The sequence below is a fragment of the Rothia sp. 11273D007AR genome (genome assembly GCF_053547255.1).
Genome location: NZ_JBPPWJ010000012.1, coordinates 82,164 through 88,260, shown reverse-complemented (window position 1 = coordinate 88,260; position 6,097 = coordinate 82,164). Strand labels below are relative to the sequence as shown.

Sequence of the window (6,097 nt, the reverse complement as noted above, 5' to 3'; positions counted from 1 at the left end):
GCTAGCTTGTGGGGTTGGTTGCCTTGTGTTGATTGGGTTGTGGGGGTGTTGGGGACACACTTTTCTGCCTATAACCCTCATTGGCTGCACAAGCCCCGCGTCTTTCGCTAAACATGCGAGAATAGGGTACGTGCACAACGAATCAATCACTCCCGCTCTCACCGCAGTTCGCGATGCCCGCAATACCCTCTCTGCGGCGTCCTTCCCCCTGGTTACCGGCTCAGCCGACGCAGCGCGCAAAGAGGCGCGTACCGCCGTCACCCAGCTCGATGACTACATCCTGCCTAAGCTGGCTACCCTCGATGCCCCGCTGACCGTCGTGGTGGGTGGCTCTACCGGTGCCGGCAAGTCCACCTTGGTCAATACCCTGATGGGGGAGCCTGTCACCCGCTCCGGCGCGATCCGCCCCACCACCCGCCAGCCCGTCCTTCTGCACCGCCCTGAAGATGCGGACGCCTTCACCCCCGAGCGAATCCTGCCCCACCTGGTGCGGGTACCGGTAGCGCCCGGCGAAGCCCTGCCCGGGGCAAACCCCCACAGCGGCCAAGACGAGCTGGTGACCGTGCCCGTAGAGTCCCTGCCTGCCGGTATCGCCCTGATCGACGCCCCCGACTTTGACTCGGTCTCAGACGAGAACCGCCGCCTGGCCCAGCAGCTCCTGCGCGCCGCTGACCTTTGGCTCTTTGTCACCACGGCCAACCGCTACGCCGACGCCGTGCCCTGGGAAATCCTGCGCCAGGCAGCAGCCCGCGACATCACCATCGCTGTGGTGCTCAACCGCGTACCCGAGGGTGCCGAGGACGAAATTGAAGCCGACCTCACCCGCATGCTCACCGAAGCCGGTATCACCCCCGCCCTCATTCACTCTGTAACCGAACAGGAACGCGATGAGCGCGGCCTGCTGCCCTCGGTTGCCCTGACCCCGCTCATCTTCTGGTTACGCTCCCTGGGCGCTGACGTAGATGCTCGCTCAGATATCGCACGCCGAACCCTAGAAGGAGCCGTGCGCGGGGTAGCCCAGCAGGCTATTACCCTGGCCCAGGCCGCGGGGGAACAGCAGGACGCCGAGACCCGCCTGCGCGCGGACGTCACCACAGCCTTTGAACGCGCCTTGGCCAACCTGAATGAGGCCACCCAGGACGGGCAGATGCTCCGCGGCGAGGTGCTGACCCGCTGGCAGGACTTTGTGGGCACCGGCGAATTTTTCCGCCAGGTCGAAACCACCATTGGCAAGGTACGCGACCGGGTAGCCGGCTTCTTTAGGGGTACCCCGCCCACTCGTGCCGTTGAGGTGGAACAGGCCCTTGAAGTGGGCCTGCACTCGGTCATCATGGAAGAAGCGGCAGCGGCCGCCGAAACCGCCCAGCGCCGCTGGCTCGAAGACCGGGCAGGTCGTGCCCTGCTGAACGGGGACGACCTAGCCTCCCTCGGTGAGAACTTCTCCGAAGAAGTTGCTGAATCTATTCGCGCCTGGCAGCAGGATGTCATGGACATCATCGCCGCTGAAGGTGCCGGTAAGCGCCAAAAGGCCCGGTTCATGTCGCTGGGCATCAACGTCACCGCCGTAATTCTCATGGTCGCGGTTTTCTCCATGACCGGCGGCCTGACCGGCCTAGAGGTTGGCATCGCTGGCGGCTCAGGCGTCGTTGGCCAGAAGCTGCTGGAAGCAATTTTCGGTGAGGACGCCGTGCGCCGCATGGCAGCCGGTGCCCGCAGCCGCCTGGAAGAGCGCATACAGGAACTCCTCATCAGCCAGCAGGAACGCTTCACCCAGCGTCTTGATGAGACGACCGGGGCAGCTGACCCTGAAACCCCCTCGGCGGCTGACCTAACCGCAGCAGCCCAGGCCCTGACCAGAGCAGGTGAGCAGCTGGCGTCCGCCTCCACCACCAGCGATTCAGCATTCACCGGCACTGACACCGAGTAAGCGAGAGTAACCACCGTGACCACCACCGATACAGCTGTCGCAACCACAGCCCTAGCAAGCCGCGTCGATGCCCTCACCACCGCCCTGGAACTGGGCGAGGGGCGAGTAGACCCCGAAACCATCGAGACCGCCAGAGGGGTGCTCACCCGCGCAGCAGCCCGCCGTGAACTCTCCGCCGAACACACCGTCATCGGTTTCTTTGGCGCAACCGGTTCGGGCAAGTCAACCCTCTTCAACGCGGTCGTGGGCAAAGAAATCGCCAAGAGTGCTGCCCGCCGCCCCACTACATCTACCGCCCAGGCCGCTATCTGGGGCAGGGAAGGGGTAGAGCCCCTGCTGGACTGGCTGGGGGTAGATAACCGCACCTACATGGACGAAGACCCCGCCCAGGCAGCAGAGGCCCTCAACCGCGCCGATGTGCCGGTGACCGTGGGCATGTGGAACAAAATCCGCCGTTCGGTGGGAGCTGGGAAGACCGAACAGACCACCGGCGGGCTCGTGCTTCTTGACCTGCCCGACTTCGATTCGGTAGAGGCCTCCAATCGGGCAATCGTAGAGAAAATGGCCGAGTGCGTGGACGTGCTGGTCTGGGTCATGGACCCCCAAAAATACGCCGATGCCGTGATTCACCAGGACTTCATCCGGCCCCTAGCCGCCCACGGGGCAGTGACCCTGGCCGTGCTCAACCAGGTCGACCGCCTGGATGAAGCCGAAGTGCCCGCAGTCCTGGATTCCCTCAAGCTCTTACTGGCTCAGGACGGGCTCACCTCCACCCTTCTCGCTGATCCATTGGGGGTTTCTGCCCGCACCGGCTACCAGATACCCCGCCTGCGCGAGATTCTCGGCCAGGTGGCCGTCGCCAAGAACGCTGCGGTAGCCCGTATCGAAGCTGACCTGGCGGGCGTCCGCACAGATTTGGCTGGTCAGGACGGCGGGGGAGAGCCCGCGGGCATCACCGCTGCCGCAACCACCCGGCTTGAGGACGACTTCTACGCTGCTTCCGGTGCAGAAGCCCTGGTCAAGGCCGCGTCAGATTCTTATAAGCTGCACGCTGCTTCGTCTACCGGCTGGATTGCAACCCGCTGGCTGCTCAAAATCAAACGCGACCCCCTCAAACGCCTAGGCCTGCACAAGGAGCACGACGGGGCACCCATTTCTAAGTCATCCCTGCCACCGCTGGGAGCACCCCAGAAAGCGGCCCTCTCAACTTCCTTGCGCACCTTTGCCACCAGCGTTTCGCAGGGCGTCGAGGAGCCCTGGAGCCACTCCATCAGGAACGCTGCCCGCACCTATGAGAGCCACCTGCCCGGCGAGATTGAGCGGGCCGCCGCTACCGTGCATTACGATGCCCAGAAAAAACGCTGGTGGTGGCACCTGCTCAACGTCCTGCAATGGGTGGGGCTGGCAACGGCACTTGTGGGCCTGCTCTGGCTCACCGGCCTGGCTCTTGCTGGCTACTTCCAGATTGTGCTGCCCGATCCGCCCACAGTTGAGGGCTTCCCCCTGCCCGTCCCCACCCTGCTGGTGGTCACCGGCGTCCTGCTAGGCATACTGACAGCGGCCCTGGGACGGGGGCTGGCTGCGGTGGGGCACCGTATCTATGCCAAGAACATCCGCCGCCAGCTCGAAACCAACCTGGCTGATGTGGCGGCCCGCTGCGTCACTGCCCCTGTACAGGAAGAGCTAGCCCGCCTAGAGGGCTACCGCCAGGCCCTGCACGAGGCCCGATAAAACAAAAACTCCCCGCCCACCGACACCGGTGAGCGGGGAGTTTCTGTGTTTAAGCTGCTGAGTAAGGCTTTAGCTGCGCAGGGCCTCGGTCAGCGCAGCAGCAGCTTCGCACACTACTTCGGCGTGCAGGCGGCCGGGCTGGCGGGTTAGGCGCTCGATGGGGCCTGAGATTGAAACCGCAGCGATGACCTTGCCGGAGGGGGAGCGCACCGGGGCTGAAACGGAGGCGGTTCCGCGTTCGCGTTCGCCGACGGACTGGGCCCAGCCGCGGCGGCGGACGGCTGCCAGCATGGTGGCTGAGAATCGGGCGTTGTGCAGGCCCTCGACCAGGCGGGCGTGGTCTTCCCAGGCGGTGAGGATCTGGGCCGCAGAACCGGCTTTCATGGAGAGCTGGGTGCCCACGGGGATGGTGTCGCGCAGGCCGATAGGACGCTCAGCGGAAGCCACACAGACGCGCCAGTCACCCTGGCGGCGGAAGACCTGGGAGGACTCACCGGTGACATTGCGCAGGTTATTGAGCACGGGGCCGGCAGCGGCAATCAGACGGTCTTCACCGGCGGCGCTGGATAATTCGCCCAGGCGTGGGCCGAGCATGAAGCGGCCCTGAACGTCGCGGGCTACGAGGCGATGGTGGGTGAGGGCAACAGCCAGTCGGTGGGCCGTGGGGCGGGCAAGTCCGGTGGCTTCAACGAGCTGGGACAGGGTGGCGGGGCCTGCTTCGAGACAGTCAAGAATGTGGGCGGCTTTGTCGAGGACGCCGACGCCTGAGCTGCGGTTATCTTGCATGGTGGTAACTTTCGCCTGTGGTCGTGGGCCGGGCGGTGGCCCAGGTGAATGGTGCGGTGGGGGCCTTTCGAGTGTGAAAGATTGAGAGCTAAAAGGATTGTGTCCGTATAACCTATCATGACTTCTCATATGCTGATATGCAAGTTCATTTATTGGAAAGATTTTCTTTGGCGCGTCACACTTGTTAAAGCATCACGAGAAAATTTTTTTGGAGGACGACATGGCTGGTATTACCGACCATACCCCGCGAACCTTGGCAGAGAAGGTCTGGGACGCGCACACTGTAGTGCCCGGTGAAGACGGCAAGCCCGATCTGCTCTACATCGACCTGCACCTGGTCCACGAAGTGACCTCACCCCAGGCATTTGAGGGCCTGCGCCTTGAAGGGCGCCCCCTGCGTCGCCTCGACCTCACCATCGCAACCGAGGATCACAACACTCCCACCGAGAACATCTTCTCCACCATCGCTGACCTGACCTCCCGCACCCAGATTGAAACCCTGCGTCGCAATGCTGAGGAATTTGGGGTACGTATTCACTCCCTGGGTGATAAAGAGCAGGGTATCGTGCACGTGGTGGGCCCCCAGCTGGGTCTGACTATGCCCGGCATGACCGTGGTCTGCGGTGACTCCCACACTTCAACCCACGGCGCTTTCGGCGCCCTGGCCTTCGGTATCGGTACCTCTGAGGTGGAGCACGTGATGGCTACCCAGACCCTGCCCTTGGCCCCCTTCAAGACCATGGCCATCAACGTTGAGGGCACCCTCAAGCCCGGCGTCACCGCTAAGGACATCATCCTGGCTGTTATCGCCGAAATCGGTACCGGCGGTGGCCAGGGCTATGTGCTGGAATACCGTGGCTCGGCTATTCGTGCTCTCTCGATGGAGGGCCGCATGACCATCTGCAACATGTCCATTGAAGCCGGTGCCCGCGCCGGCATGGTCGCTCCCGACGAGACCACCTTTGAATACGTCAAGGGCCGCCCCCACGCACCGACCGGTGAGAACTGGGACGCCGCCGTTGAGTATTGGAAGACCCTGCCCACCGACGAGGGTGCAACCTTCGACCGCGAGGTCTTCATCAATGCCGACGAGCTTGAACCCTTCGTCACCTGGGGCACCAACCCGGGCCAGGGCGTCCCTCTCTCCCAGGCTGTGCCCTTCCCCGAGGACTTCGAGGACGAAAACGAGCAGAAGGCTGCTGCCCGCGCCCTGGAATACATGGACCTGACCGCAGGTACCCCCATGAAGGATATCCCCGTGGACGTGGTATTCCTGGGCTCCTGCACCAACTCCCGCATCGAGGATCTGCGCGCTGCCGCCGAAATCGTCAAGGGCCAGAAGCTGGCTGAGGGCGTGCGCATGATGGTTGTCCCCGGCTCCCAGAAGGTACGAGCCCAGGCCGAAGAAGAGGGCCTGGATCAGATTTTCAAGGACTTCGGCGCCGACTGGCGTTTTGCCGGTTGCTCCATGTGCCTGGGCATGAACCCCGACCAGCTGGCCCCCGGCGAACGCTGCGCTTCGACCTCCAACCGCAACTTTGAAGGACGCCAGGGTAAGGGCGGACGCACCCACCTGGTTTCCCCTCTGGTCGCCGCCGCTACCGCCATCCGTGGCACTCTCTCATCACCGGCAGACCTGTAGGCCCTCTTTGA

General features: G+C 63.7%; 4 protein-coding genes. 3 read left to right on the top strand and 1 reads right to left on the bottom strand.

Annotation, left to right across the window (positions count from 1 at the left end; genetic code table 11):
* Window positions 1-130: 130 nt before the first annotated feature.
* Both ACED88_RS08170 and ACED88_RS08165 read left to right on the top strand, forming a co-directional pair.
* Window positions 131-1,927, top strand: coding sequence for a GTPase (locus ACED88_RS08170; RefSeq protein ID WP_449109304.1), 1,797 nt, complete (start codon window positions 131-133; stop codon window positions 1,925-1,927).
* A gap of 15 nt (window positions 1,928-1,942) precedes the next feature.
* Window positions 1,943-3,658: a dynamin family protein gene (locus ACED88_RS08165; protein WP_449109303.1), complete on the top strand. Its 1,716-nt coding sequence runs from the start codon at window positions 1,943-1,945 to the stop codon at window positions 3,656-3,658.
* Window positions 3,659-3,727: 69 nt separating this feature from the next.
* On the opposite strand, the gene ACED88_RS08160 is transcribed toward ACED88_RS08165, so the two are convergent.
* The gene (locus ACED88_RS08160; protein ID WP_135013841.1) at window positions 3,728-4,444 is read right to left on the bottom strand and encodes an IclR family transcriptional regulator; all 717 of its coding nucleotides are present in this window, start codon (window positions 4,442-4,444) and stop codon (window positions 3,728-3,730) included.
* A gap of 220 nt (window positions 4,445-4,664) precedes the next feature.
* Between ACED88_RS08160 and leuC the strand changes: the two genes are divergently transcribed.
* The gene (leuC, locus tag ACED88_RS08155; protein ID WP_431463929.1) at window positions 4,665-6,086 is read left to right on the top strand and encodes a 3-isopropylmalate dehydratase large subunit; all 1,422 of its coding nucleotides are present in this window, start codon (window positions 4,665-4,667) and stop codon (window positions 6,084-6,086) included.
* The last annotated feature ends 11 nt before the right edge of the window (window positions 6,087-6,097 follow it).

Bases quoted from the DNA above. Each gene is read 5' to 3' on its own strand.
- leuC (WP_431463929.1), top strand. From the start codon at position 4,665: ATGGCTGGTATTACCGACCATACCCCGCGAACCTTGGCAGAGAAGGTC.
- ACED88_RS08160 (WP_135013841.1), bottom strand. From the start codon at position 4,444: ATGCAAGATAACCGCAGCTCAGGCGTCGGCGTCCTCGACAAAGCCGCC.